The sequence below is a fragment of the Rathayibacter sp. AY1C1 genome (assembly GCF_002932105.1).
In the GTDB taxonomy this organism is placed as follows: domain Bacteria; phylum Actinomycetota; class Actinomycetes; order Actinomycetales; family Microbacteriaceae; genus Rathayibacter.
On sequence record NZ_PSWH01000001.1, the window covers coordinates 123,961 to 147,083 of the forward strand.

Here is a 23,123-nt window from a genome sequence, read left to right on the forward strand (position 1 = left end):
GGCGCTCCTACCGTGCCCGAGGCCGTCCCATCGGGGCGGCCCACCCGACTCCTGGAGGACCCTTGACCATTCAGCGCCTGTCGCGCACCGCCGCGGTCGCCGCCGCCGGCACCGCCCTCGTCTTCACACTCTCGGCCTGCTCCGGCGGCGCCACCGCCTCGTCCGACGGCGGCGGCGCGGACGCGGCGTCCGCCACGTCCGCCGCGGACCTCGGCGGGCTGGACGCCCTGGTCGAGGCCGCGAAGGCCGAGGGCGAGCTCAACGTCATCGCCCTGCCCGACACCTGGGCGAACTACGGCGAGCTGATCAGCGGCTTCGAGGACGAGTACGGCATCACCGTGAACTCCGCCGACCCCGACGTCTCCTCCGCGGAGGAGATCAGCACGGCGGAGAACCTCGCCGGGCAGGACACCGCTCCCGACGTGTTCGACCTCGGGCCGGCCGTCGCTCTGGCGAACACGGACATGTTCGCGCCGTACAAGGTCGAGTCCTGGGACGACATCCCCGAGGGGAACAAGGAGGAGTCGGGCCTCTGGGTGAACGACTACACCGGCCTGATGTCGATCGGGTTCGACGCGGCCGCGGTGCCTGCGCCCACGTCGCTCGAGGACCTCCTCGGCGCCGACTACCGCGGCTCGGTCGCGATCAACGGCGACCCGACCCAGGCGGGAGCCGCCGCGGCCGCAGTGCAGCTCGCGGCTCTCCAGTCCGGCGGCTCCGCCGACGACGTCCAGGCGGGGATCGACTTCTTCGAGAAGCTGAACGACGCCGGCAACTTCCTGCCGCTGGACCCGACCGACGCCACCATCGCCTCGGGCGAGACCCCTGTCGTCTTCGACTGGAGCTACAACAACCTCGCCGCCGGGAAGGCGAACGAGGGCACCCGCGAGTGGACGACGACCGTCCTCCCGGGCTCCGCCGTCGGCAGCTACTACAACCAGGCGGTCAACGCCGACGCTCCGCACCCGGCGGCCGCGCGGCTCTGGCAGGAGTACCTCTACTCCGACGCCGCGCAGAACCTCTACCTCGCCGCCGGCGCCTACCCGGTGCGCCTGGCCGCGATGACCGAGGCCGGCACGGTCGACCAGGACGCGCTCGACGCCGTCGGCGCCGCTCCCTCCGACCTCGTCCAGTTCACGGAGAAGCAGACCGAGGCGGCCTCGTCGCTCCTCGCCGAGAAGTGGGCCGCGGCGATCCAGTGACCACCGCTCCCGCCGAGGCCGTCTCCGGGGCGTCCGCGCCCCGGGGACGGCGCGGCACCCCGGCCGTGCTGGGCGTCGCCCCCTTCGCGCTCTACGTCCTGCTGTTCCTGGCCGTCCCCACGGTCCTCGCCGTGGCGACCGGATTCACGGACGGAGACGGCCGCTTCACCACGGCGAACGTGCTGGCGCTCGGGGATCCCGTCGTGCTGTCCGCCTTCGGCGCGTCGCTCGGGCTCTCGGCCGTGACCGCCGTCGTCGGCGCGGTGCTGGGCGCGGTCGTGTGCCTGGCCCTGCTCGGCTCCGATCCGCGCGGGGCGCTCCGGACCGTCGTCGATGCGGCGGCGAGCGTCCTCGCGCAGTTCGGCGGTGTGATGCTCGCGTTCGCCTTCATCGCGACGATCGGCGTGCAGGGGCTGGTGACCACCCTCCTCGCGGGAGCGGGCGTCGACCTCTACGCCGACGGCGTGTGGCTCTACCAGCTTCCCGGGCTCGTCCTGCCCTACCTCTACTTCCAGGTGCCCCTGATGGTGCTCACGTTCCTGCCCGCGCTCGAGGGTCTGCGCCCGGAGTGGGCCGAGGCGAACGCGGTGCTCGGCGGGGGCCGGCTCGGCTACTGGCTGCACGTCGCCCTCCCGGTGCTGGCGCCGTCGTTCCTCGGCTGCGTCCTGCTGCTGTTCGCGAACGCGTTCTCCTCCTTCGCCACCGCGGCGGCGCTGATCAGCCAGGGCGCGCAGATCGTCCCCCTGCAGATCCGCGCCGCGCTGGTCAGCGAGACGGTGCTGGGCCGCGAGAACCTCGCGGGCGCCCTCGCGCTCGGGATGCTCGCGGTGATGGTGGTCCTGATGTCCGGGTACGCGCTGCTGCAGCGCCGGGCCCGGCGGTGGCAGCGATGAGGCCCGCGCGGCTCCTGTCCGGGGCGGTGCTCGTGATCACCGGGCTGGTGTTCGCCGTCCCGATCGTCGCGATGGCGGAGTTCACGCTCCGCGGCGCCGGCGGCCACGACCTCTCGCACTGGACGGCGATCCTCGACCCGGAGAACGAGCGCGCCTACCGCTCGCTGTTCCAGGGGATCGGCAACTCGCTGGTCCTCGCCGTCGTCACCGCCCTCATCGTCCTGGTCCTGCTGGTGCCGACGATGCTGCTCGTCGAGATCCGGCTCCCGCGCCTGCGCCGGGCTCTGGAGCTGGTCTGCCTGCTCCCGCTGACCGTGCCCGCCATCGTCCTCGTCGTCGGCCTCGCGCCGGTCTACTCCGTGGTCACCGAGCTCGCCGGCTCCGCGCCGTGGACGCTCGCTCTCGCCTACGGGGTGCTGGTCCTGCCCTACGCCTACCGCGCCGTGGCGGCGGACCTCGCCGGTCTCGACGCCGTGACGCTCTCGGAGGCGGCCCGCTCGCTCGGCGCGGGCCCGCTCGCGGTGCTCGGGAGGGTCCTCCTGCCGAACCTGCGCCGGGGCCTGGTCGCGGCCGCGCTGATCACCGTCGCAGTCGTTCTCGGCGAGTACACGATCGCCTCGCTCCTCAGCCGCACCACCCTCCAGACCGGCCTGGTGCAGGTGTCGAAGTCCGACGCCTACGTCGCCGTGATCTTCTCGCTGCTCTCGCTCCTCTTCGCCTTCGCCCTCCTGCTCGGGATCGGCCGCCTCGCGCGGATCGGCCTGCCGACGGGCCGGGCGCGCTCCTCGAAAGGCTCCTCGTGACCGCTCCCACCCTCCCCGGCGCCCGCGTGCGCTTCGTCGACGTGGAGCGGCACTACGGCTCCGCGCGAGCGCTCGACGGCGTCTCGTTCGACGTGGCCCCGGGTGAGTTCATCGCGCTGCTCGGCCCCTCCGGCTGCGGCAAGACCACAGCCCTGCGCGCCCTCAGCGGTCTCGAGCGGATCGACGCGGGGCGGATCCTCGTCGACGAGGAGGACGTCGCCCACGTTCCCGTCGCGAAGCGCGACATGGGCATGGTCTTCCAGTCGTACTCGCTCTTCCCGCACCTGCGGGCGCGCGAGAACGTCGAGTTCGGGCTGCGCACCCGGAGAGTCGGGGCGCGCGAGCGCCGGGCGGCCGCGGGGGAGGCGCTGGAGGTCGTGGGCCTCGGCGCCCTCGGCGACCGCTACGCGCACGAGCTCTCCGGCGGCCAGCAGCAGCGGGTGGCGCTCGCGCGCGCCCTCGTCACGCGGCCGCGGGTGCTGCTTCTGGACGAGCCTCTGTCGGCACTGGACGCGAAGGTCCGCGTCCAGCTGCGCGACGAGATCAAGCGCCTGCAGTCCGAGATCGGCATCACCACGTTCTTCGTCACGCACGATCAGGAGGAGGCGCTCGCCGTCGCCGACCGCGTCGCGGTGATGAACGCCGGGCGGATCGAGCAGCTGGGTGCACCGGAGGACCTCTACGCGCGCCCGGCGACCGCCTTCACGGCCCGCTTCGTCGGCCTCTCGACGGTGGTCGCGGGGACGGTCTCGTGGGGATCGGTCCTCGCGCTCGGTGTGCGCCTGCCGCTCGTCGACGCGGCGGCGGCCGACGGGCCCGTGTCGGTGTTCCTCCGCCCCGAGGACCTCGCCGTCGTGGCCGACGGCGCTCCCGACTCCCTGCCCGGAGTCGTCCTCGCCTCGAGCTTCCTGGGGCCGGTGCGGCGCTCGACAGTCCGGCTGTCGACGGGCGAGGAGGTCACCGTCCAGCACGCGTCGGGGCACCGCCTCGAGCCGGGGGAGCGGGTCGGCGTGCTGCCCGCGCGGCGCCCGGTCGCGGTCGGTCCGGCACCGGAGCAGGCGGCGGTCGGCGCCGCCGCATGAGCACTCCCCGGGGATACCGCGCGGGGTATGCGCCGGGGCCTAGTCTGGGCAGATGAGACTCGGCAGGTCCCGCCGCACCTCCGGCCCGCGCGCCGTCCAGCCCGCCGCGCCCGCCGCCCCGGCCGCCCCCTCCCGGTCCGCTCCCGTCGCCGATTCGGCCTTCGTGAGCGATGGGATGCGCATCGCCGGCGCCTGGGCCTGGCGCGTCCTCGTCGTGGTGGCGGCGCTCGCGGTGCTGGTGCTGCTCGTCATCGAGCTGCGGCTGATCGTCATCCCGCTCCTGCTCGCGATCGTGATCGCCGCCCTGCTCGTGCCGTTCTCGAGCTTCCTCCAGCGCCACCGCTGGCCCAAGTGGGCCGCCGTCGTCCTGGCGGAGCTGGGGATCGTCGTGGTGATCGGCGGGCTCCTCTTCCTCGTCGTCACCCAGGTCTACTCCGGCTTCGACGACCTCAGCCGGCAGACGGTGCAGTCCTACGACGACTTCAAGGCCTTCCTCCTCGAGTCGCCGCTCCACCTCACCGAGACCGACATCAACCAGTACGCGCAGCAGGCGCTCACGGCCCTGCAGCAGGACTCGGGGATGCTGGTCAGCGGCGCGCTCAGCGTCGGCTCGACCGTCGGCCACCTGCTGACGGGCGTGCTGCTCACCCTCTTCTCGACGCTGTTCATCCTCATCGACGGGCCGAACATCTGGAGCTGGGTCGTCCGCCTCTTCCCGCGCCGCGCCCGCGGAGCCGTCGACGGCGCCGGTCGCGCAGGGTGGGTGACGCTGACCAACTTCGTGAAGGTGCAGATCCTGGTCGCCTTCGTCGACGCGGTCGGCATCGGCCTCGGCTCCTTCCTCCTCGGCGTCCCGCTGGCCATCCCGATCGGCGTGCTCGTCTTCCTCGGCTCCTTCGTGCCGGTCATCGGCGCCGTGGTGACCGGGGCGCTGGCCGTCTTCATCGCGCTGGTCTACAACGGACCGCTGATCGCGCTCTTCCTGCTGATCGTCGTCCTCGCGGTGCAGCAGCTCGAGGGCCACATCCTCCAGCCGCTGATCATGGGGTCGGCGGTCAAGGTCCACCCGTTGGCCGTCGTGCTCGCTGTGGCCGGAGGCTCGATCATCGGCGGCATCGCCGGCGCCTTCTTCGCGGTGCCCGTCGTGGCCACGCTCAACGTCATGGTCAAGTACGTCGCGAGCGGAGCCTGGCGCTCGCCGACCCGAACCCCCGAGAGAGTTGCCGCAGAGCATGCAGACTAGCCGCGTCGTCGGACCCGCCCTCCACGAGTTCGAGGCGGCCCGCGCCGTCCTCGCCCCCGTCATCGCCGCCACCCCCATGGAGACCAGCACCTTCCTCGCGCAGGTCCTCGGCTCGCCCGTGTTCCTCAAGTGCGAGAACCTCCAGCGCACCGGCTCCTACAAGATCCGCGGAGCGGTGTTCCGGATGTCGCGGCTCACTCCGGAGGAGCGGGCCCGCGGAGTCGTGGCGGCCTCGGCCGGCAACCACGCGCAGGGCGTCGCCTACGCGGCGCGGGAGCTGGGAATCAAGGCCACGATCTTCATGCCGATCGGCGTCGCGCTGCCCAAGCTCGCAGCCACCCGCGACTACGGCGCGGACGTGGTGCTGAGCGGCCACATCTTCAACGAGGCGCTCGCGGCGGCGGCGGAGTTCGCCGAGCGCACGGGCGCGGTCTTCGTTCCTCCCTACGACCACCCCGACGTGATCACCGGCCAGGGCACGGTCGGCCTCGAGATCCTCGAGCAGGCCCCCGCCGTCGAGACCATCGTGGTGCCCATCGGCGGCGGCGGCCTCATCGCCGGGGTCGCATCGGCGGCCAAGCAGAAGGCGGCCGAGGAGGGGCGCACGCTCCGCGTCATCGGCGTGCAGGCGGCCAACGCGGCGCCGTACCCCCTCTCGCTCGCGAGCGGCGAGCCGACCGCGATCACGATCTCTCCGACGATCGCCGACGGCATCGCCGTGGCGAAGCCGGGGCAGCTGAACTTCGCGATCGTCCGCGAGATGGTGGACGAGGTCGTCACCGTCGAGGACGACGACATCGCCCGGGCCCTGCTGGTGCTGCTGGAGCGGGCGAAGCTCGTGGTGGAGCCCGCGGGCGCGGTAGGCATCGCGGCGATCCTGACGGGGAAGATCCGCGACGCCGGAGCGACCGCGGTCATCCTGTCGGGCGGCAACATCGATCCGCTGATGATGGAGCGGGTGATCAGCCGGGGCCTGGCTGCGTCGGAGCGCTACCTCAAGATGAGCATCGGGCTGCCGGATCGTCCGGGGCAGCTGTCGCGCATCGCGGAGCTCATCTCGGAGGCGAACGCGAACGTGGTCGAGGTGCTGCACACCCGGCACGGCCGGGGCCTGCAGATCAGCGAGGTCGAGATCGAGATCAGCGTCGAGACCCGCGGCCCCGAGCACGCCGACCGCGTCATCCAGGTCCTCACCGACGCCGGCTACGCCCCCCGCATCTCCCGCAACTGACCGCTCGAGGGCGCCGCGTCCGCGATCCCGTCGCGATTCCGGCGCCCACGGTCCGGGGAAGGCGGTTCGTCCGTCGCGGCTTTCCCGGTACAGCGGGGAAGAAGCCGATCACGGCGATCACGGCAATCACGCGTCCTCCGCCGTCGCCGCGAAGCCAGCGCCCCGCTCCCGTTCGGAGAGGGCTGATCGTGCGTCGCGGCTTTGCGAGGCGGAGGAGGAAGCGGTACCGGCGGTATCGCGCCCGACGCTGTCGCCGCGAAGCCGGCGCCCCCCCCCCCCGTCCGGAGAGGGCTGATCGTGCGTCGCGGCGTTCTCCGCAAGGCGGAGGAGGAAGCGATACCGGCGGTATCGCGCCCGACGACAACGCCGCGGAGAGCGCCGCGACGTGCGATCAGTGGCCGGACCAGGTCTCGACGTTGGCGACGCGGACCTCGATCTCCCGCCCGTTGGGTGCCGTGAAGCGGGCGGTGTCGCCGACGTTCAGGCCCATGATCGCCGATCCGAGGGGGCTCTGGGGGCTGTAGACGTCGAGGTCGCTCTCGCCCGCCATCTCGCGGTTGCCGAGGAGGAAGCGGGACTCGTCGCCGGCGATCTCGGCGGTGATGATGGTGCCGGCCTCGACGACTCCGTGGCTCTCGGGGGGCGTGCCGATCTCGGCTTCGCGGAGGAGGGAGGTCAGCTGGCGGATGCGGGCCTCGATCTTGCCCTGCTCGTCCTTCGCGGCGTGGTAGCCGCCGTTCTCCTTCAGGTCGCCCTCCTCGCGGGCGACCTCGATGCGCTTGGCGATCTCCTCGCGTCCGTTGGTGGACAGCTCGGTGAGCTCCGCCTCGAGGCGGTCGTACGACTCCTGGGTCATCCAGGTCACCTGTGACTGGTCGGCCATGGTGGGCTCCTGCTCTGCGGGCCGCGCTCGCGGCGCCCGGCAGCACCGTGCGGAGGTGTCCGCGTCCGGCGGTGGGGACGGCCGGCGTCAGGCGGCGGTGGGAATGGCGAGGCCCCGACGAGTCCGTCAGGGCTTCGGGCAAGCCTACGGGAGCCAGCAGGAGGAGATCAAACCTGTGTTCGCGAGCTCGGTGGTGCGGACGGTCTCCGTGTAGGAGCGGAAGCGCTCCGTCGTGGCGGGGTACTCCACGACCAGCCAGCCGACCACGGCGGACTGCTCGTTGAGGGCCTGGACCGCGCAGGCGACTTCGCGGCCGACGGGCGCGGTGAGGTCGAAGGAGACGGTGACGGTGCGGTCGTCGACGACCTGGTGCGCGGTGTCCTGGACGTCCACTCCTCCGCGTGCTCCGTCGAGTCCGGCCCAGACGACCCAGGCGGCGAAGACGGCGACGAAGGCGAGCGCGACGCCGCCGAAGAGCCAGCGGTTGCCGCGGCGGGTGCGCGTCGTGCGGCCGTAGCGGGTGGCGAGGGGTCCGGCGGCGCGGACGGCGTCCGGATCGAGCGCGGGCGCGGCGGCTCCCTCGACGCTCTCGGACGTGCGGGCGGCCACGGAACTCCCTGGGTGATGCGTCTACTCTGGACGGGTGGCGCGCGTCCTTCGCGGACGGGAGCGCCGATCCCATTAAACCCCGAGGAATCGAGCGATCGTGTCCCAGGCCGTCGAGGTCTCCGTCGATTCGGAGGTGCGGGACACTCCGCGCCTCCTCGCCGTGCACGCCCATCCTGACGACGAGTCGAGCAAGGGCGCGGCGACGCTGGCCGCCTACGCCTCGCGGGGCGCCGAGGTCATGGTGGTCTCCTGCACCGGAGGCGAGGCCGGCTCCGTGCTGAACGAGGGCCTCGAGGCCCGCGCGCACGCCGAGCGCGACATCGGCGGCCTCCGCCGGTACGAGATGGCGGCCGCTCGCGAGGCGCTCGGCGTCGAGCACGCCTGGCTCGGCTTCGTCGACTCCGGCATGCCCGAGGACGGGAAGGTCGACGCCGCGTCGTTCGCGGGCCTGCCGCTCGCCACGGCCGCCGCTCCGCTCGTGCGCCTGGTCCGCCGGTTCCGGCCGCACGTGATCATCAGCTACGACGAGAACGGCGGCTACCCGCACCCCGACCACATCCGCGCCCACCAGGTCGCCGTCGAGGCGTACCGCGCGGCGGGCCTCGCCGAGGAGTACCGGGGCACGGGCGCTCCGTGGTCGATCTCGAAGCTGTACTACGACCGCGTCTTCAGCGGCCAGAAGCTGCGGGCGATCGCCGAGCACCTGCGCTCGATCGACCCGGAGGACCCGCGCCTGTCGGTCTTCGAGGAGATGAAGCGCTGGAACGAGGACACCCCGTACCTCGCGACCACGCGGGTCGTGATCTCCGGCTTCCACGATCGGCGCGATGCGGCCCTGCTGGCCCACGCCAGCCAGGTCGCTCCGGACAACGCCTTCTTCTTCCTCCCGCACGAGGCGATCGACGCCGCCTGGCCGACCGACGACTTCCAGCTCGTCGAGAGCCGGGTCGACGCGCCGACGCCCGAGACGGATCTCTTCGCCGGTCTCGACCTGGCCGAGCTCGCCCCGGGCCCGACCGCGGTCGTCCCGCCGATCGCTCCCGACCCCGAGCCCTCGGGGGACGCCCCGGTGTCCCCGGAGCCCGACGGCTCCGGCGTCGTCGTCGCCGACGAGGTGCGCGCGTGATCGCCGGGCTGCTCGAGGGCGCCCAGCGCGCCGTCGTCCTCGCCTCCACGACGGTGCCGACCCCGGGTCCCGAGTTCAACGAGGACACGGTCACGCCGGGCCTCTTCGGCTTCATCACGATGCTCGTGATCGCTCTGGCCGCCGTCCTCCTCGCGCTCGACATGGTCCGGCGCGTGCGGCGCACCACCTACACCGCCCAGGTGAAGGAGCGGCTCGACGCCGAGGAGGCGGAGCGCAACGAGGGCTGAGCCCGGGCTGCACCGGTGGGCCCGGGCCCTGCTAGGCGTTGTAGGCGGGGTGGAGCGAGACGATCAGCGCCGCCGTCCAGTGGCAGAGGAACGCCACGGCCGTGAGCGCGTGGAAGATCTCGTGGAAGCCGAAGACGCCCGGGACCGGGTTGGGCTTCTTGATCCCGTAGATCACGGCTCCGGCGGAGTAGCAGAGCCCGCCGGCGAGGACGAGCACCATCATCGTCGCGCTGGCCTCGAAGAGCGGACCGAGGTACATCACGGCCGCCCAGCCCAGCAGCAGGTAGAGCGGCACGTAGAGCCAGCGCGGTGCGCCGATCCAGAAGACGCGGAAGCCGATCCCGAGCAGCGCCCCCGCCCAGACCAGGACCAGCAGGAGCGTGCCCTGCGCGGGCGGCAGGGCGAGCACGGCCAGCGGCGTGTAGGTGCCGGCGATCAGCAGGAAGATGTTGGCGTGGTCGATCCGCTTGAGGATCATCTTCGTCCGCGGCTTCCAGTCGAAGCGGTGGTACAGAGCGGAGTTGCCGAAGAGCAGGAGCGACGTGGTCGCGAACACCGCGGCCGCCCACTTCGCCGCGGTCCCCTCCGCGACCACGATCAGCACCACTCCGGCGACGATCGCGAGCGGGAAGAGGCCGGCGTGGATCCAGCCGCGCCAGGTGGGCCGGACCTCCGACGAGGAGTCGTGCTCGATCGCGTCCTCGACGAGGGGGAGGGCGGGCAGGTCCGGGCCGTCCGCTCCGACGGCGTCTCCGCCGCGGGCGGTGCGGGCGCGGGGATCGGACGGGGGAGGCGTCGGCCGCTGGCTCATGCCGGACAGACTACGACGCCGTCCCGGGCCGACGCCGAGCGCCGCCGGGCTTCGAGGAGCGCCCCGGGTCGACTACCGTGTCACTGTGCCGAAGCCGAGACTGCCTGTGGGAAGGGACCTCCTCTACGGCGTCTACAAGAAGCGCCTCCGCTCGAGCCTTCCCCCCGACTCCCTGCCGAACCACGTCGCGATGATCATCGACGGCAACCGGCGCTGGGCGCGGCAGCGGGCCCTCGAGACCGCCGCGCACGGCCACCGGGCCGGCGCCGCCAAGGTGCACGAGTTCCTGCAGTGGTGCGACGAGCTCGGCGTGCGCCACGTCACCCTCTACCTGCTCTCGCAGGACAACCTCGTCGGCCGCGACAGCAGCGAGCTGACCGAGCTGATCGCGATCATCGCCGACCTCGCCGAGGAGGTCTCGCAGCAGCCCGACTGGCGCGTGCAGCACGTCGGCTCCGACGAGGGCCTCCCGCCCTCGCTCGTGGCCGCGCTCGACACGGCGGAGGCGCGCACCGCCTCCCACACGGGCCTGCACGTCAACCTCGCGGTCGGCTACGGCGGGCGGCACGAGATCGCCCAGGCCGTGCGGAGCATCCTGGAGGAGCACGGCAAGCGCGGCTCCTCCATCGAGGACGTCGCGGGCCTGCTGACCCCGGAGCTCATCGGCGAGCACCTGTACACCAGCGGGCAGCCCGACCCCGATCTGGTCATCCGCACCTCGGGGGAGCAGCGCCTCTCCGACTTCATGCTCTGGCAGAGCGCGCACAGCGAGTTCTACTTCATGGAGGCGCTCGGCCCCGACATCCGCGAGGTCGACTTCCTCCGCGCGCTCCGCGACTACGCCGGACGGCACCGCCGCTTCGGCAGCTGACCTCGCGGCTCCTGCCGCACCACCGACCGGAAGGGCCGGCATGAGCTCGAACGAGGCCACCTCCACCACGACCGAGGACTACCTCGCCGGCTTCGGCGAGGAGACCGGGTACCTCGACTTCGGCCGGGTGGGCCCGCTCTCGGCGACCGTCGCCGCCGAGCAGGAGGCGGCCGTCGAGCTGCTGGTGCGCGCGCGCAGCGGCACCCTCGACGAGCTGTTCCGGCAGGACGAGCGCGTCCGGGAGGCGGCGGCGGCGCTCGTGCGCGTCCCCGCCGACAGCGTCGTCTTCCAGCCCAACACCTCGACCGGCCTCCTGCACGCGCTGTTCGGCGCCTCGGGCGCGGTGCTGCTGTCGGCCGCGGAGTTCCCGAGCCTGCCGTTCGCGGCGGTGCGCTCGGCGCAGGCTCTCGGCTCGGTGGAGCCCCGCTGGCTGCGGACCGAGCAGGGACGGGTGACGCCGGAGGCGGTCCGCGAGCAGCTCACGGACGACGTGACGACCGTCGCGGTGAGCCTGGTCGACTCCCGCACCGGCTACCTCGCGGACGTCGCGGCGATCCGCGACGTGATCGGCGACCGGATGCTCGTCCTCGACGCGATCCAGGGCTTCGGCGTCGTCGACGCGCCCTACGAGCTGGCGGACGTGGTCGTCACCGGCGGCCAGAAGTGGCTCCGCGCCGGCTGGGGGACGGGCTTCCTCGCGCTCAGCGAGCGGGCGCTGTCGCGGCTGACCCCGGTGCTCTCCGGCTGGACGGGATCGGAGCAGGCGGAGCCGTGGGACGAGGTGGCTCCGCCGCGCGGCGACGCCCGCGCCTTCAGCATCAGCAACCCGGACCCGATCGCCCAGGCCCGGCTCGCGTCGGCGCTGGAGGAGGTCGCCGCGGTCGGGCAGTCGACGATCGCCGCGCTCGTGGCGGAGCGGGTCAGCGCGATCGTCGACCTCGCGGACGAGTTCGGACTGGCGGTCGTGGGCTCCCGCGGCGAGCACGAGCGCGCCGGCATCGTGGTCGTCGAGCCGGAGCCGGAGGAACTGGCCCCGCTGGCAGCCTCCCTCGCCGCGCACGGCGTGACCGCGCGGCTGCGTCCGAGCACTGTCCGCTTCAGCGCGCACGCCGGCACCACCGACGCGACCCTCGCGCTGCTCCGCGCCGCCCTGATCTCGTCGGCCACGAGCATCGACTACTAGGCCGGATTCCGCGCGTTCACACACTGGTTACACATTCGTAGCGGTGAGAAGCACACGGATGTCATTCGCCGGGTTAGGTTCGAGTCATCAGGTACAGCGCCTGGTCGAGACGGCCACAGAAGTACGGCTCGACATCGCGCAGACGCCGAAGGGACACTGCGCGGTGCACGACACGCACCGATGAGACCGGCTCGAGGACATGAGCCGGGGGCTCCGGCCCCCGGAGTGTGGAGAGTCGTCGTGACAGTTCCCCAGGGCATGGATCCGCAGACCGGGACGCAGGGCGGCGTCCACCGGCGTGTCCAGCACGGCTCCTCGGATCCGGCCGATCAGCTCCTCCGCACCTACGTCCTGGACACCTCGGTGCTGCTGTCGGATCCCTCCTCGATGTTCCGGTTCGCGGAGCACGCCGTCGTGCTGCCGATCGTCGTCATCAGCGAGCTCGAGGGAAAGCGCAACGATCCCGAGATCGGCTACTTCGCCCGGCAGGCCCTGCGCCGCCTCGACGAGCTGCGCGTGCAGCACGAGCGCCTCGACTTCCCCATCGCCGTCGGCCGGGGCGGCACGCTCCGCGTCGAGCTCAACCACTCGAACATGTCGGTGCTGCCGAGCGGACTCCAGATGGGCGACAACGACGCGAGGATCCTCGCCGTCGCGCTCAACCTGCAGAGCGAGGGCGCCGCGGTCACCGTCGTGTCCAAGGACATGCCGATGCGCGTGAAGGCCGCCTCCATCGGCCTCGCCGCGGAGGAGTACCTGGCCGAGCAGGCCCCCGAGTCCGGTTGGACCGGCATGGACGACGTGACGCTCGGCGGCGACGCGATGAGCGAGCTCTACGACCGCGAGCGGCTCTTCACGGACGTCGTGGCCGACATCCCGGTCAACACCGGGCTCGTCGTCCACTCCGACCGCGGCTCCGCTCTCGCGAGGGTCACCGGCAAGCGGCAGATCACGCTGGTCCGCGGCGACAAGGACGTGTTCGGCCTGCACGGGCGGTCGGCGGAGCAGCGGCTCGCGATCGACCTGCTGCTCGACCCGGAGGTCGGCATCGTCTCGCTCGGCGGCCGGGCCGGCACCGGCAAGTCGGCGCTGGCGCTCTGCGCGGGCCTGGAGGCGGTGCTGGAGAAGCGCCAGCACAAGAAGATCATGGTCTTCCGGCCGCTCTACGCGGTGGGCGGCCAGGACCTCGGCTTCCTGCCCGGCGACGCGGCCGAGAAGATGAACCCCTGGGCGCAGGCGGTCTTCGACACGCTCGGGGCGCTGGTGTCGCAGAACGTGCTCGACGAGGTGATCGAGCGCGGGATGCTCGAGGTGCTGCCGCTCACGCACATCCGCGGGCGCTCGCTGCACGACGCGTTCGTGATCGTCGACGAGGCGCAGTCGCTGGAGCGGAACGTCCTGCTCACGGTGCTCTCGCGGGTCGGGCAGAACTCCCGGGTGGTGCTGACCCACGACGTGGCGCAGCGCGACAACCTCCGGGTCGGCCGGCACGACGGGGTCGCCTCCGTGATCGAGACGCTGAAGGGCCACCCGCTGTTCGCGCACGTCACGCTGACCCGCTCCGAGCGCTCGGCGATCGCCGCTCTGGTCACCGAGATGCTGGAGTCGAACGAGCTCGCCTGACGGGCTCGCCGTGCGTCCGGCCCGTGGGATCCGAGGATCCCCGGGCCGGGCGCGTCCCTGCAGGGCACCGGGGCGTAGCGTGGACGGGTGAGCATCCTCGACGATGCGCTCCTCGAGCGCTTCCGCACCCGCGCGGCCGACTACGACGAGCGCAACGCGTTCTGCGCGGACGACCTGGAGGAGCTGCGCTCGATCGGGTACCTGGCGCTGCTCGTCCCCGAGGAGCTCGGCGGTGCCGGCCTCGGCCTGGAGCAGGCGGCCGCCGAGCAGACGCGCCTCGCGACGGCCGCGCCCGCGACCGCGCTCGCCGTCAACATGCACCTGGTCTGGACAGGGATCGCGCGACTCCTGCTCGAGCGGGGCGACGACTCCCTCCGCTCGGTTCTCGTCGACGCCGCGGCGGGTCACGTCTTCGCCTTCGGCAACAGCGAGGCGGGCAACGACCTGGTGCTCTCGGACTCGCTGACGCGGGCGGAGCCGCTCGGGGACGGCGGCTACCGCTTCACCGGCACGAAGGTCTTCACCTCCCTCGCGCCCGCCTGGACGCGGCTCGGCGTGTTCGGCCGCGACGACAGCGGGTCGGAGCCGCGGCTCGTGCACGGTTTCGTGCACCGTGAGAGCCCGGAGTCTCCGGTCGCCGGGCTCGAGGTCCGCGACGACTGGGACACGCTCGGCATGCGGGCGACCCAGAGCCGCACGACGGTGCTCGGCGGCGTCGTCGTCCCGGCCGAGCGGATGATCCGCTCGCTGCCCGTCGGACCGACCGCCGACCCCTTCGTCTTCGCCGTCTTCGCGGCCTTCGAGCTGCTGATCTCCTCGGTCTACCTCGGTGTCGCGCAGCGCGCGCTCGACCTCGCCGTCGCCTCCGTCCGCCGACGGACCTCCCTCCGGGCGGGAGGGCGGCCACTGGCGGAGGACCCCGAGGTGCGGCACCGGGTGGCTGAGGCCGGGATGCTGCTCGACGGGCTCGAGGCGCCCCTGCGCTCGGCGGCGGCCGACGTGGACGCGCTCGTCGACCGGGGCGCGCGCTGGTTCCCGTCGCTGGTGGGGGTGAAGATCCGCACCACGGAGGGAGCGCTCCGCGTGGTCGAGAGCGCCGTCCGGATCGCGGGCGGGTCGGCGTACCAGCGCAGGTCGGAGCTCGGCCGCCTCTACCGCGACGTGCTCGCCGGGCAGTTCCACCCCTCCGACGACGCGTCGGCTCACGGCGCCTGGGCGTCGCTCCTGCTGGGACCGCTGCCTCCGCGCGACTGAGGCCGGGGAGGGACCCGCCGCCGCCCGAGCACACCGGCGGGCCGCCCTGTGGAGAACTCCGACGCCCCGAGGGCGTCGCCCCCTAGTCTCGGCGGATGCTCCGCGGATCTCTGCTCGACCGGGCCGCCCTGCTCCTCGGCGCCCTGGTGCTCCTCCTGATCGGGGCCCCGCACCTGGGCCGGGCGCCCGGCCTCGTCCCGGTGGCGCTCGCGAGCGTGCCGTTGGTGCTGGCGGACGTGCGCGGGCACCGGCTCCCGAACGCGGTCACGCTCCCGCTGCTGGTGGTCGGAGCCGTCCTCGCGCCCACGGCGGGGACGCTTCTCGCCGTCCTCGCGACGGTGCTGTGCCTGGGCGTGCTGCATGCGGCGGGCGGGCTGGGCCTCGGCGACGTGAAGCTCCAGGCGGCCCTCGCACCGCCGCTCGCGGCTCTCGGACCCGAGCAGGTCGTCGCCGCGCCCGCTGTCGGCTTCGCGGTGGCAGGGCTGTGGGTGCTCGTGCTGCGCGTCCGCGGACGGGTCGCGTTCGGACCGTTCCTGCTCACGGGGTTCTGGCTGGTGCTCTGACGGCCCGCCTCCGCGCCGAGCGCAGGGACGGGCCGTCGGAGGGCCGGGCTCAGCCGGGGTGGGTCATCGACATGACGTCGAGGGCGCTGTCGAGCTGCTCCTCCGTCACCTCGCCGCGCTCGACGAAGCCGAGGTCCACGACCGACTCTCGGACGGTGATCCCCTTGGCGACCGAGTTCTTCGCGACCTTGGCGGCGGCCTCGTAGCCGATCACCTTGTTGAGCGGCGTGACGATCGAGGGGGAGGACTCGGCGAGGGCGCGGGCGTGCTCGACGTCGGCCTCGAGGCCGTCGACGGTCTTGTCGGCGAGCAGCACGGCGGAGTTCGCGAGCAGGCGGATCGACTCCAGCAGCGCCGTCCCCATGACGGGGATCGCGACGTTGAGCTCGAAGGCGCCCGAGGCGCCCGCCCAGGCGATGGTGGCGTCGTTGCCGATCACGCGCGCGCAGACCATGAGGACGGCCTCCGGGATCACCGGGTTCACCTTGCCGGGCATGATCGAGGATCCGGGCTGGAGGTCGGGGATCCGCAGCTCTCCGAGGCCGGTGTTGGGGCCGGAGCCCATCCAGCGGAGGTCGTTGTTGATCTTGGTCAGGCTCACCGCGAGCACGCGCAGCGCTCCGGAGGCCTCGACCAGCGAGTCCCGCGCGCCCTGGGCCTCGAAGTGGTTGCGGGCCTCGGTGACGGGCAGGCCCGTCTCCTCCGCGAGGCGCACGATGACCTTCTGCGGGAATCCGGCGGGGGTGTTGATCCCGGTGCCGACCGCGGTGCCGCCGAGCGGGACCTCGGCGACGCGGGGGAGCGCCGACTGCACGCGCTCGATGCCGAGGCGGATCTGCGCGGCGTAGCCGCCGAACTCCTGGCCGAGCGTGACCGGGGTGGCGTCCATCAGGTGGGTGCGGCCGGCCTTGACGACCTCGGCCCACTGCTCCGCCTTGACCTCGAGCGACTCGGCGAGCTGCTCGAGCGAGGGGATCAGCGACTCGATGAGCGCGCCGGTGACGGCGACGTGGACCGAGGTGGGGAACACGTCGTTGGAGGACTGCGAGGCGTTGACGTGGTCGTTCGGGTGCACGGTGCGTCCGAGGGCCGTGGTCGCCAGCGAGCCCAGCACCTCGTTCATGTTCATGTTCGAGGACGTGCCCGAGCCGGTCTGGTAGACGTCGATCGGGAAGTGCGCGTCGTAGCCGCCCCTGACGACGAGGTCGGCCGCGTCGGCGATCGCCGTGGCGATGTCGGCGTCGAGCACGCCCAGCTCGGCGTTGGCCAGCGCCGCCGCCTTCTTGATGCGCGCGAGGGCCGCGATCTGGGCCGGCTCGAGGCCCGCACCCGAGATCGGGAAGTTCTCGACCGCCCGCTGGGTCTGCGCGGCGTAGAGGGCGTCGCGGGGGACCCGCACCTCGCCCATCGTGTCGTGCTCGATGCGGAAGTCGCCGGAGTCGTCGGTCGGGGAGTGATCCACCACGCTGTGTTCGTCCTTGTCTGATCGGTTGGTGCTGTGCTGTCCGGAGCCGCTCACGCGGGATCCGATCCCACCGCGCTCGGAGCGGCGGCGGAGGAGGCCGAGCCGGAGTCGCGCTCCAGCTCGGAGACGTAGGGGCTGAGCTCGGGCGGATCGATGCCGAGCACGACATCGGACATCACGGTGCCGTCCGAGAGCCGGTAGTTGGCGCCGACGAGGGCGAGCCGCCCGGTCGCGACAGCGTCGGCGATCAGCGGGGAGCGCTGGAGCAGCTCGGCGACCGTGTCGCGCAGGTGCTCGCGGCCGACGGCCAGCGCATCGGTCGCCGACGGGTCGACGAGCACGCGGCCGTCCGGCTGAGCACCCACGAGGCGGCGCACCGCGGGGATGATCGGCTCGATCAGGTGCTCGATGTGCGGGGGGAGCCGCTCGGCGCCGGGCGCCTGCGACTGGATCGCCGCCCGGACCGCTCCGCACTCGTCGTGGCCGAGCACGAGCAGCACCTTCACGCCGAGAACGGCGACGCCGTACTCCAGCGAGCCGATGATGGAGTCGGCGATCACCTGGCCGGCGTTGCGGACGACGAAGAGGTCGCCGAGCCCCAGGTCGAAGATGATCTCGGCCGCGAGGCGGGAGTCGCTGCAGCCGAAGAGCGCGGCGAGCGGGGCCTGCGCGGCGGCGAGCTCGGCGCGGCGCTCGACGTCCTGGCGGGGGTGGCGGGGCTCGCCGGCGACGAAGCGCTGGTTGCCGCGGAGCATCTCCTTCCAGACCCACGCCGGCGGGCGGGACTCGCGGGGGACGGTGCTGCTGGTTCCGAGGCTCATCGAGACTTCTCCTGGCCGATCTGCGGGGTGATGGCGTCCACGACCCGGCGGATCTCGTCCGTCGGGGCCGTGCCGTAGACGAGGTAGGTGCTGGAGCCCTCCGTCGTCTCGAGTGCGTAGGGCGTGTTGCCGGTGTCGTCGCCGGAGTCGCGGTGGTCGTAGACGGTCCAGTCGCGGCCGTCGATCGTCTCGACGCCGGTCGCCGCCCGGCGGTCGAGCTGCGTCGCGACCCAGGCCGCGTCCGCGTCGAGCCCCTGGCTCAGGCCGATGTAGCCCGCCTTCGGGGTGATCAGGCCGACGTACCAGTAGTCGGTGCCGTTCTCGCGGCGGAGCTCGGCCGCGTTGGACTTCCAGCCCTCGGGCAGGGTGGGGACGGCGAGCGTCTGCTCCTCGCCCAGCTGGACCTGCGCGGCGACGCGGGGGACATCGACCGAGGAGAGCTCCACGGTGTCGCCGCGGGGGACGAGCAGGACGATGAGCGCCACGGCGCCGACGGTCGCGAGCAGCGAGAAGACGAGGTTGTTGACCGTCTTGCGCTGACGGTAGAGCCGGGAGTTCTCGGCCTTGCGTGCGGCCGTCTCGGCCGCCGTCTCCGGGCGCCCGAGCTCGGCGACGACCCGCGCGGGCTTCGCGCGGCTCATCCGGCGGCCGCCCCTCCGGAGCGGGCCGCGTCCAGCCGGGCGCGTGCTCCGATCAGCCACTCCTCGCAGCGGGCGGCGAGGGCCTCGCCGCGCTCCCACAGGGCGAGCGAGCGCTCGAGGGTAGAGCTGCCCTGCTCGAGCTCGGACACGACGCGGACGAGCTCGTCGCGCGCCTGCTCGTAGGAGAATCCCGAGACGTCGGAGTCGGTCGCCGGGGCGTCGGGGGAGTCTGGCATGGGTCTGATCCTATCGATCGGGGCTGAGGGGGACGGGTGGCGCGTCGGGCTCAGGACCGGCCGGCGGGATCGCCGGTAGGCCCCTCGGAGCGGGCGCCGACGGCCCCCTCCGCGAGCGTGAGGACGAGTGCGCCGCCGGCCGGTGCGTCGCCGGGCGCCCGGACGACGTGCCCGGCCGCGTTCTGGACGATCGCGTAGCCGCGGTCGAGGGTGTGCTGGGGGGAGAGGGCGCGCAGGTGGCCGTGCAGGCGCTCGACCTCGAGGTGCGCGCGCTCGAGGCGGCGGTCCACCAGCTCGGCGCCGCGCGCCACCCAGCGGGTCAGCTCCTCGGAGTGCCGGTCGACCAGCACGTGCGGCTGGGCGAGCACCGGCCGCGAGCGCAGCTGCGAGAGCCGGTCGATCTCGTGCGAGACGAGCCCGCTCACGCGGCCGGTCATCCGCAGTCGGGCCTGCTGCACGCGCAGCAGTTCGTCGGAGACGTCGGGCACGACCCTCTTCGCGGCGTCGGTGGGAGTGGAGGCGCGCAGGTCGGCGACGTCGTCGAGCAGCGGGCGGTCGGCCTCGTGGCCGATCGCGCTGACGACCGGAGTGGAGCAGGCGGCGACGGCGCGCACGAGCGCCTCGTCGCTGAAGCCGAGCAGGTTCTGGAAGTCACCGCCTCCGCGGGCGATCACGATCACGTCGATGCTGTCGTCGGCCTCGAGGGTCCGCAGGGCCGAGAGCACCTCCGGGACCGTCCGGTCGCCCTGCACGGCCGAGTGGACCACCCGGAAGCGCACGGCCGGCCAGCGCAGCTGCGCGTTCCGCAGCACGTCCTTCTCGGCGTCCGAGTCCTTGCCGGTGATGAGGCCCACGCCGTGCGGGAGGAACGGCAGCGGCTTCTTGCGGGAGGCGTCGAACAGCCCCTCCGACGCGAGCTGCCGGCGGAGCCGCTCGAGCTTCTCCAGCAGATCGCCCAGGCCGACGTGGCGCATCTCGAAGACCTGCATCGAGAGCGTGCCGCCCTTGACCCAGTAGTTGGGCTTCACCAGCGCGATGACCCGATCGCCCTGCTTGAGGTCGGCCGGGAGGCGGCTCCGCACCGACGACCAGACGGTGAAGCCGACCGTCGCGTCTCCGGACAGGTCCTTCAGCTTCCCGTAGACGTTGCCGCCGGACGCGCCCCACTGGGTGATCTCGCCCTCGACCCACGCGGTGCCGAGGCGCTCGATCCAGCCCTTGATCTTGCTGGCGAGCAGGCCGACCGGCCAGGGTGCGTCGGCGGTGGGTGGGGCGTCGGTCATCGCTGCCTCTGCTCGGAGGGACGGGGGGAGCGGGAGTGCCCTCCCGCGACGACAACGGTACGGGACGGGTCCGACACCGGGACGGCCCGGGCACAGGATGCACCACGTAGAATCAGGGGGTGAGCCAAGTCCCGATCAGCCTGCCCATGCCGCGCATGCCCCGCGCCACAGGGCGTCTGCGCGACGTCCCCGTCGAGGGCCGCAAGCGCGTCCTCCTCGCCGCGCCCCGCGGCTACTGCGCCGGAGTCGACCGCGCGGTCGTCGCCGTCGAGAAGGCCATCGAGCACTACGGTGCCCCGGTCTACGTGCGCAAGCAGATCGTGCACAACGTGCACGTCGTCTCCACGCTCGAGAGCCAGGGTGCCATCTTCGTCGACGAGGTCGACGAGGTGCCCGAGGGATCGCACATCGTCTTCAGCGCGCACGGCGTCTCACCGGCCGTCGTCCAGGGCGCGGCCGACCGCAGTCTCCAGGCGATCGACGCGACCTGCCCCCTGGTGACGAAGGTGCACCGCGAGGCCGTCCGCTTCGCGCGCGACGACTTCGAGATCCTCCTCATCGGCCACGAGGGCCACGAAGAGGTCGAGGGCACCGCGGGCGAGGCTCCCGATCACGTCACCCTCGTCGGCAGCCCCGACGACGTGCCGAACATCGTCGTGAAGGACCCGGACAAGGTCGTCTGGCTCTCGCAGACGACGCTCTCGGTCGACGAGACGATGGAGACGGTGCGCCGTCTCCGCGAGCGCTTCCCCAACCTGCAGGACCCGCCGAGCGACGACATCTGCTACGCCACGCAGAACCGCCAGGTCGCGATCAAGAAGGTCGCCGCGGGCGCCGAGCTGGTCATCGTCGTCGGCTCCGCGAACTCCTCCAACTCCGTGCGCCTCGTCGAGGTCGCCCTCGAGTACGGCGCGAAGGCCGCCTACCGGGTCGACTACGCGAGCGAGATCAAGCAGGAGTGGCTTGAGGGCATCCGCACCGTCGGCGTCACCAGCGGCGCCTCGGTGCCCGAGGTGCTCGTCCAGGAGGTCCTCGACGACCTCGCCGCCGCCGGGTACGGCGATGTCGAGGAGGTCAAGACGGCGGAGGAGGACCTGATGTTCTCGCTCCCCAAGGAGCTGCGCAAGGACGTCGCCGGCAAGCGCGACGCCCGCGGCGTCGGTGGACGCATCAGCGCGGGAGCGGGCGCCTAGAGCGTTCCGGCCCGGACACGGAAGAGGCCGCCCTCCCTCGGGAGCGGCGGCCTCTTCCGTGTGCGGTGGAACGGGGATCGACGCTAGACGTCGGTGCCGGCGCCGCCCTGCGAGCCCGACATGCGCGTGACGTACTCCGCGAACGTCGGGTCACCCAGGATGGCGATCGCCGCGACGATCAGGGAGAGCAGCACGGTCGCCGCGATCCCGAGGATCGGGACGAGCACGGCGCGCTTGCCGGCGCGGAGCCGCCGGATCGAGATCCACACCGCGAAGGCGACGATCAGCGACTGCGCGAGCGCCACCACGACGCCGAGGATCCGTGCGAGCTCCGGCGACGCGTAGGTGCCGATGCCCTGGGAGCGGTAGAGCTCCTGGAGGGTCGTCGCGAAGCTCGAGGGATCGAGCAGCGTCGGCACGGCGAAGAACACGCCGAGCGCGAGCAGCACGATCGTGAGCAGGCGGTCGACGGGATGCGCGACGGGCTTCGCGGCCGGAGCGGTCGCGGGCCTCGGATCGGTCTCCGACCCCCTCGGGTCGGGGACGACCACGGCGTCCTCCGGCGGCTGCCACGACCAGCCGGGCGGCGCGTACTCGCCGTACTGCGGCTCCGGACGCCTGTCGCCCGGCTGATCGTGTGCGTTCGTCACGGAGCGGTGCCCTACTTCCCGGAGTTCCCGGCCGAGCCGAGCTGACGGGTCGCCTCGGCGACGCGCGCGGCCATCGCGGTCTCGGCGATCTTGCCCCACGAGCGCGGGTCGTAGACCTTCTTGTTGCCGACCTCGCCGTCGACCTTGAGGAAACCGTCGTAGTTCTTCAGCACGGTGTCCGCGACGGAGCGGCTGAACGCGTACTGCGTGTCGGTGTCGATGTTCATCTTGACGACGCCGTTGCGGACCGCCTCGGCGATCTCCTCGTCGGTCGAGCCCGAGCCGCCGTGGAAGACGAGGTCGAGGGGGAGCGCGCCGGTGCCGTACTTCGCCTGCAGGCCGTCCTGGATCTCGCGGAGCAGCTCCGGGCGCAGGCGGACGTTGCCCGGCTTGTAGACGCCGTGGACGTTGCCGAAGGTGAGGGCGGCCATGTAGCGGCCCTGCTCGCCGAAGCCGAGGGCCTCGACGGTCGCGATCGCGTCGTCGAGCGTGGTGTAGAGGTGCTCGTTGATGTCGTGCGAGACGCCGTCCTCCTCGCCGCCGACGACGCCGATCTCGACCTCGAGGATGGCGTTGATGTTCTTGACGCGCGGGAGGATCTCCTTCGCGATGGCGAGGTTCTCGTCGAGCGGGATCGCGGAGCCGTCCCACATGTGCGACTGGAAGAGCGGCTCGCGACCGGCCTTGACCTCCTCCTCGGAGGCGGCGATCAGCGGGTAGACGAAGCCCTCGAGCGCGTTCTGCGGGCAGTGGTCGGTGTGGAGCGCGACCGTGACCGGGTAGTTCTTGGCGACCTCGGTCGCGAACCTCGCGAAGGCGATCGCGCCGGCCGCGCGGTTCTTCACGGTGTGGCCGGCGAAGTAGTCCGCGCCTCCGGTGGTGACCTGGATGATGCCGTCCGAGCCCGCCTCGGTGAGGCCCTGGAGGACCGCGTTGATCGTCTGCGACGACGAGACGTTGAACGCCGGGTAGGCGAAGCCGCCCGCCTTCGCCTTGTCGAGCATCTCTGCGTACTGGTCCGGGGTAGCGACGGGCATGGCATCTCCTTTGACGGATGAACGAAGGGGGGTCGGGCGAGGCCCGCGTCGCCGACGAGTCTAGCGAGGCGCCCCTCCGCGGTCCCTCCGCCCGTGGAGGGCCCTGGACTAGGCTTCGGGCAGGGATGGGGATCCGCTCCGCGGGTCCTGCGACGACGTGCACGAACTCGAC

Annotated in this window: 23 protein-coding genes and 1 pseudogene; 14 read left to right on the forward strand and 10 right to left on the reverse strand. The window is 72.5% G+C overall.

The window, feature by feature from the left end:
* The first annotated feature begins 62 nt into the window (after positions 1-62).
* From C5C71_RS00530 to ilvA, 6 genes are read left to right on the forward strand one after another with little or no spacing between them, the layout of a single operon-like run.
* A complete protein-coding gene (locus tag C5C71_RS00530; protein ID WP_104336925.1) occupies positions 63-1,202 on the forward strand; it encodes an ABC transporter substrate-binding protein in 1,140 nt (379 codons plus the stop codon).
* Complete coding sequence (locus tag C5C71_RS00535; RefSeq protein WP_104272694.1) at positions 1,199-2,095, forward strand: ABC transporter permease subunit; 897 nt, start codon at positions 1,199-1,201, stop codon at positions 2,093-2,095. The genes C5C71_RS00530 and C5C71_RS00535 overlap by 4 nt, the downstream gene beginning before the upstream one ends.
* The gene (locus C5C71_RS00540) at positions 2,092-2,898 is read left to right on the forward strand and encodes an ABC transporter permease (protein WP_104251292.1); all 807 of its coding nucleotides are present in this window, start codon (positions 2,092-2,094) and stop codon (positions 2,896-2,898) included. The genes C5C71_RS00535 and C5C71_RS00540 overlap by 4 nt, the downstream gene beginning before the upstream one ends.
* Positions 2,895-3,980, forward strand: a complete 1,086-nt coding sequence (locus C5C71_RS00545; protein ID WP_104336926.1) for an ABC transporter ATP-binding protein — start codon at positions 2,895-2,897, stop codon at positions 3,978-3,980. Before C5C71_RS00540 ends, C5C71_RS00545 begins: the two co-directional genes overlap by 4 nt.
* Positions 3,981-4,032: 52 nt before the next feature.
* Positions 4,033-5,223 carry an AI-2E family transporter gene (locus C5C71_RS00550; RefSeq protein WP_104336927.1) on the forward strand — a complete coding sequence of 397 codons (1,191 nt, stop codon included), beginning with the start codon at positions 4,033-4,035 and terminating at the stop codon, positions 5,221-5,223.
* A complete protein-coding gene (gene ilvA / locus C5C71_RS00555; RefSeq protein WP_104224429.1) occupies positions 5,213-6,454 on the forward strand; it encodes a threonine ammonia-lyase in 1,242 nt (413 codons plus the stop codon). The genes C5C71_RS00550 and ilvA overlap by 11 nt, the downstream gene beginning before the upstream one ends.
* A gap of 391 nt (positions 6,455-6,845) precedes the next feature.
* Here ilvA and greA read toward each other — a convergent pair whose 3' ends face one another.
* Together greA and C5C71_RS00565 are read right to left on the reverse strand one after the other, a co-directional pair.
* Complete coding sequence (gene greA / locus C5C71_RS00560; protein ID WP_104225519.1) at positions 6,846-7,337, reverse strand: transcription elongation factor GreA; 492 nt, start codon at positions 7,335-7,337, stop codon at positions 6,846-6,848.
* 144 nt (positions 7,338-7,481) lie between these two features.
* Positions 7,482-7,946, reverse strand: a complete 465-nt coding sequence (locus C5C71_RS00565) for a DUF4307 domain-containing protein (RefSeq protein WP_104232767.1) — start codon at positions 7,944-7,946, stop codon at positions 7,482-7,484.
* 97 nt (positions 7,947-8,043) lie between these two features.
* Between C5C71_RS00565 and mca the strand changes: the two genes are divergently transcribed.
* Together mca and C5C71_RS00575 are read left to right on the forward strand one after the other, a co-directional pair.
* On the forward strand, positions 8,044-9,072 hold the full coding sequence (gene mca / locus C5C71_RS00570) for a mycothiol conjugate amidase Mca (RefSeq protein WP_244229458.1): 1,029 nt from the start codon (positions 8,044-8,046) through the stop codon (positions 9,070-9,072).
* On the forward strand, positions 9,069-9,320 hold the full coding sequence (locus tag C5C71_RS00575; protein ID WP_258063166.1) for a hypothetical protein: 252 nt from the start codon (positions 9,069-9,071) through the stop codon (positions 9,318-9,320). The genes mca and C5C71_RS00575 overlap by 4 nt, the downstream gene beginning before the upstream one ends.
* Before the next feature lie 31 nt (positions 9,321-9,351).
* Here the strand turns inward: C5C71_RS00575 and C5C71_RS00580 are convergent, their stop codons facing one another.
* Positions 9,352-10,131, reverse strand: coding sequence for a hemolysin III family protein (locus C5C71_RS00580; protein WP_104336928.1), 780 nt, complete (start codon positions 10,129-10,131; stop codon positions 9,352-9,354).
* A 106-nt stretch (positions 10,132-10,237) separates the two neighbouring features.
* Here C5C71_RS00580 and C5C71_RS00585 point away from each other — a divergent pair, with 106 nt between their 5' ends.
* The 5 genes from C5C71_RS00585 to C5C71_RS00605 all read left to right on the forward strand — a co-directional run bounded on the left by C5C71_RS00585 (position 10,238) and on the right by C5C71_RS00605 (position 15,625).
* Positions 10,238-11,002, forward strand: a complete 765-nt coding sequence (locus C5C71_RS00585) for an isoprenyl transferase (protein ID WP_279630826.1) — start codon at positions 10,238-10,240, stop codon at positions 11,000-11,002.
* Positions 11,003-11,042: 40 nt separating this feature from the next.
* Positions 11,043-12,185 (forward strand): aminotransferase class V-fold PLP-dependent enzyme, encoded by a 1,143-nt coding sequence (locus C5C71_RS00590; RefSeq protein ID WP_104323918.1) that lies wholly within the window; start codon positions 11,043-11,045, stop codon positions 12,183-12,185.
* A 258-nt stretch (positions 12,186-12,443) separates the two neighbouring features.
* Complete coding sequence (locus C5C71_RS00595; protein ID WP_104224423.1) at positions 12,444-13,808, forward strand: PhoH family protein; 1,365 nt, start codon at positions 12,444-12,446, stop codon at positions 13,806-13,808.
* Between the two features lie 87 nt (positions 13,809-13,895).
* Positions 13,896-15,062 carry an acyl-CoA dehydrogenase family protein gene (locus C5C71_RS00600; protein ID WP_104336929.1) on the forward strand — a complete coding sequence of 389 codons (1,167 nt, stop codon included), beginning with the start codon at positions 13,896-13,898 and terminating at the stop codon, positions 15,060-15,062.
* 95 nt (positions 15,063-15,157) lie between these two features.
* Complete coding sequence (locus C5C71_RS00605) at positions 15,158-15,625, forward strand: prepilin peptidase (RefSeq protein WP_104291554.1); 468 nt, start codon at positions 15,158-15,160, stop codon at positions 15,623-15,625.
* Between the two features lie 49 nt (positions 15,626-15,674).
* On the opposite strand, the gene C5C71_RS00610 is transcribed toward C5C71_RS00605, so the two are convergent.
* From C5C71_RS00610 to xseA, 5 genes and pseudogenes are all read right to left on the reverse strand, one after another.
* Entirely contained in the window at positions 15,675-17,090 is a 1,416-nt protein-coding gene (locus C5C71_RS00610) for an aspartate ammonia-lyase (RefSeq protein ID WP_104336930.1), read from the reverse strand.
* 50 nt (positions 17,091-17,140) lie between these two features.
* Entirely contained in the window at positions 17,141-17,911 is a 771-nt protein-coding gene (locus tag C5C71_RS00615; protein ID WP_208543312.1) for a carbonic anhydrase, read from the reverse strand.
* On the reverse strand, positions 17,908-18,552 hold the full coding sequence (locus C5C71_RS00620; RefSeq protein ID WP_104336931.1) for a DUF4245 domain-containing protein: 645 nt from the start codon (positions 18,550-18,552) through the stop codon (positions 17,908-17,910). The genes C5C71_RS00615 and C5C71_RS00620 overlap by 4 nt, the downstream gene beginning before the upstream one ends.
* Positions 18,549-18,788 carry an exodeoxyribonuclease VII small subunit gene (locus tag C5C71_RS00625; protein WP_104224418.1) on the reverse strand — a complete coding sequence of 80 codons (240 nt, stop codon included), beginning with the start codon at positions 18,786-18,788 and terminating at the stop codon, positions 18,549-18,551. The genes C5C71_RS00620 and C5C71_RS00625 overlap by 4 nt, the downstream gene beginning before the upstream one ends.
* A 10-nt stretch (positions 18,789-18,798) precedes the next feature.
* Positions 18,799-20,071, reverse strand: a pseudogene (gene xseA / locus C5C71_RS00630) (exodeoxyribonuclease VII large subunit).
* 146 nt (positions 20,072-20,217) lie between these two features.
* On the opposite strand from xseA, the gene C5C71_RS00635 reads away from it, so the two are divergent.
* Positions 20,218-21,264 carry a 4-hydroxy-3-methylbut-2-enyl diphosphate reductase gene (locus C5C71_RS00635; RefSeq protein WP_104232760.1) on the forward strand — a complete coding sequence of 349 codons (1,047 nt, stop codon included), beginning with the start codon at positions 20,218-20,220 and terminating at the stop codon, positions 21,262-21,264.
* Positions 21,265-21,347: 83 nt separating this feature from the next.
* On the opposite strand, the gene C5C71_RS00640 is transcribed toward C5C71_RS00635, so the two are convergent.
* Positions 21,348-21,914 (reverse strand): DUF6264 family protein, encoded by a 567-nt coding sequence (locus C5C71_RS00640; RefSeq protein WP_104224415.1) that lies wholly within the window; start codon positions 21,912-21,914, stop codon positions 21,348-21,350.
* A gap of 11 nt (positions 21,915-21,925) precedes the next feature.
* Positions 21,926-22,951, reverse strand: a complete 1,026-nt coding sequence (gene fbaA / locus C5C71_RS00645) for a class II fructose-bisphosphate aldolase (protein ID WP_104224414.1) — start codon at positions 22,949-22,951, stop codon at positions 21,926-21,928.
* Positions 22,952-23,123 lie beyond the last annotated feature (172 nt).

Excerpts from the sequence above, each read along its gene's own strand:
- C5C71_RS00540 (WP_104251292.1), top strand. The coding sequence starts at position 2,092 with ATGAGGCCCGCGCGGCTCCTGTCCGGGGCGGTGCTCGTGATCACCGGG.
- C5C71_RS00550 (WP_104336927.1), top strand. The coding sequence starts at position 4,033 with ATGAGACTCGGCAGGTCCCGCCGCACCTCCGGCCCGCGCGCCGTCCAG.
- ilvA (WP_104224429.1), top strand. The coding sequence starts at position 5,213 with ATGCAGACTAGCCGCGTCGTCGGACCCGCCCTCCACGAGTTCGAGGCG.
- greA (WP_104225519.1), bottom strand. The coding sequence starts at position 7,337 with ATGGCCGACCAGTCACAGGTGACCTGGATGACCCAGGAGTCGTACGAC.
- C5C71_RS00580 (WP_104336928.1), bottom strand. The coding sequence starts at position 10,131 with ATGAGCCAGCGGCCGACGCCTCCCCCGTCCGATCCCCGCGCCCGCACC.
- C5C71_RS00590 (WP_104323918.1), top strand. The coding sequence starts at position 11,043 with ATGAGCTCGAACGAGGCCACCTCCACCACGACCGAGGACTACCTCGCC.
- C5C71_RS00595 (WP_104224423.1), top strand. The coding sequence starts at position 12,444 with ATGGATCCGCAGACCGGGACGCAGGGCGGCGTCCACCGGCGTGTCCAG.
- C5C71_RS00605 (WP_104291554.1), top strand. The coding sequence starts at position 15,158 with ATGCTCCGCGGATCTCTGCTCGACCGGGCCGCCCTGCTCCTCGGCGCC.
- C5C71_RS00615 (WP_208543312.1), bottom strand. The coding sequence starts at position 17,911 with ATGAGCCTCGGAACCAGCAGCACCGTCCCCCGCGAGTCCCGCCCGCCG.
- C5C71_RS00620 (WP_104336931.1), bottom strand. The coding sequence starts at position 18,552 with ATGAGCCGCGCGAAGCCCGCGCGGGTCGTCGCCGAGCTCGGGCGCCCG.
- C5C71_RS00625 (WP_104224418.1), bottom strand. The coding sequence starts at position 18,788 with ATGCCAGACTCCCCCGACGCCCCGGCGACCGACTCCGACGTCTCGGGA.
- C5C71_RS00635 (WP_104232760.1), top strand. The coding sequence starts at position 20,218 with ATGCCGCGCATGCCCCGCGCCACAGGGCGTCTGCGCGACGTCCCCGTC.
- fbaA (WP_104224414.1), bottom strand. The coding sequence starts at position 22,951 with ATGCCCGTCGCTACCCCGGACCAGTACGCAGAGATGCTCGACAAGGCG.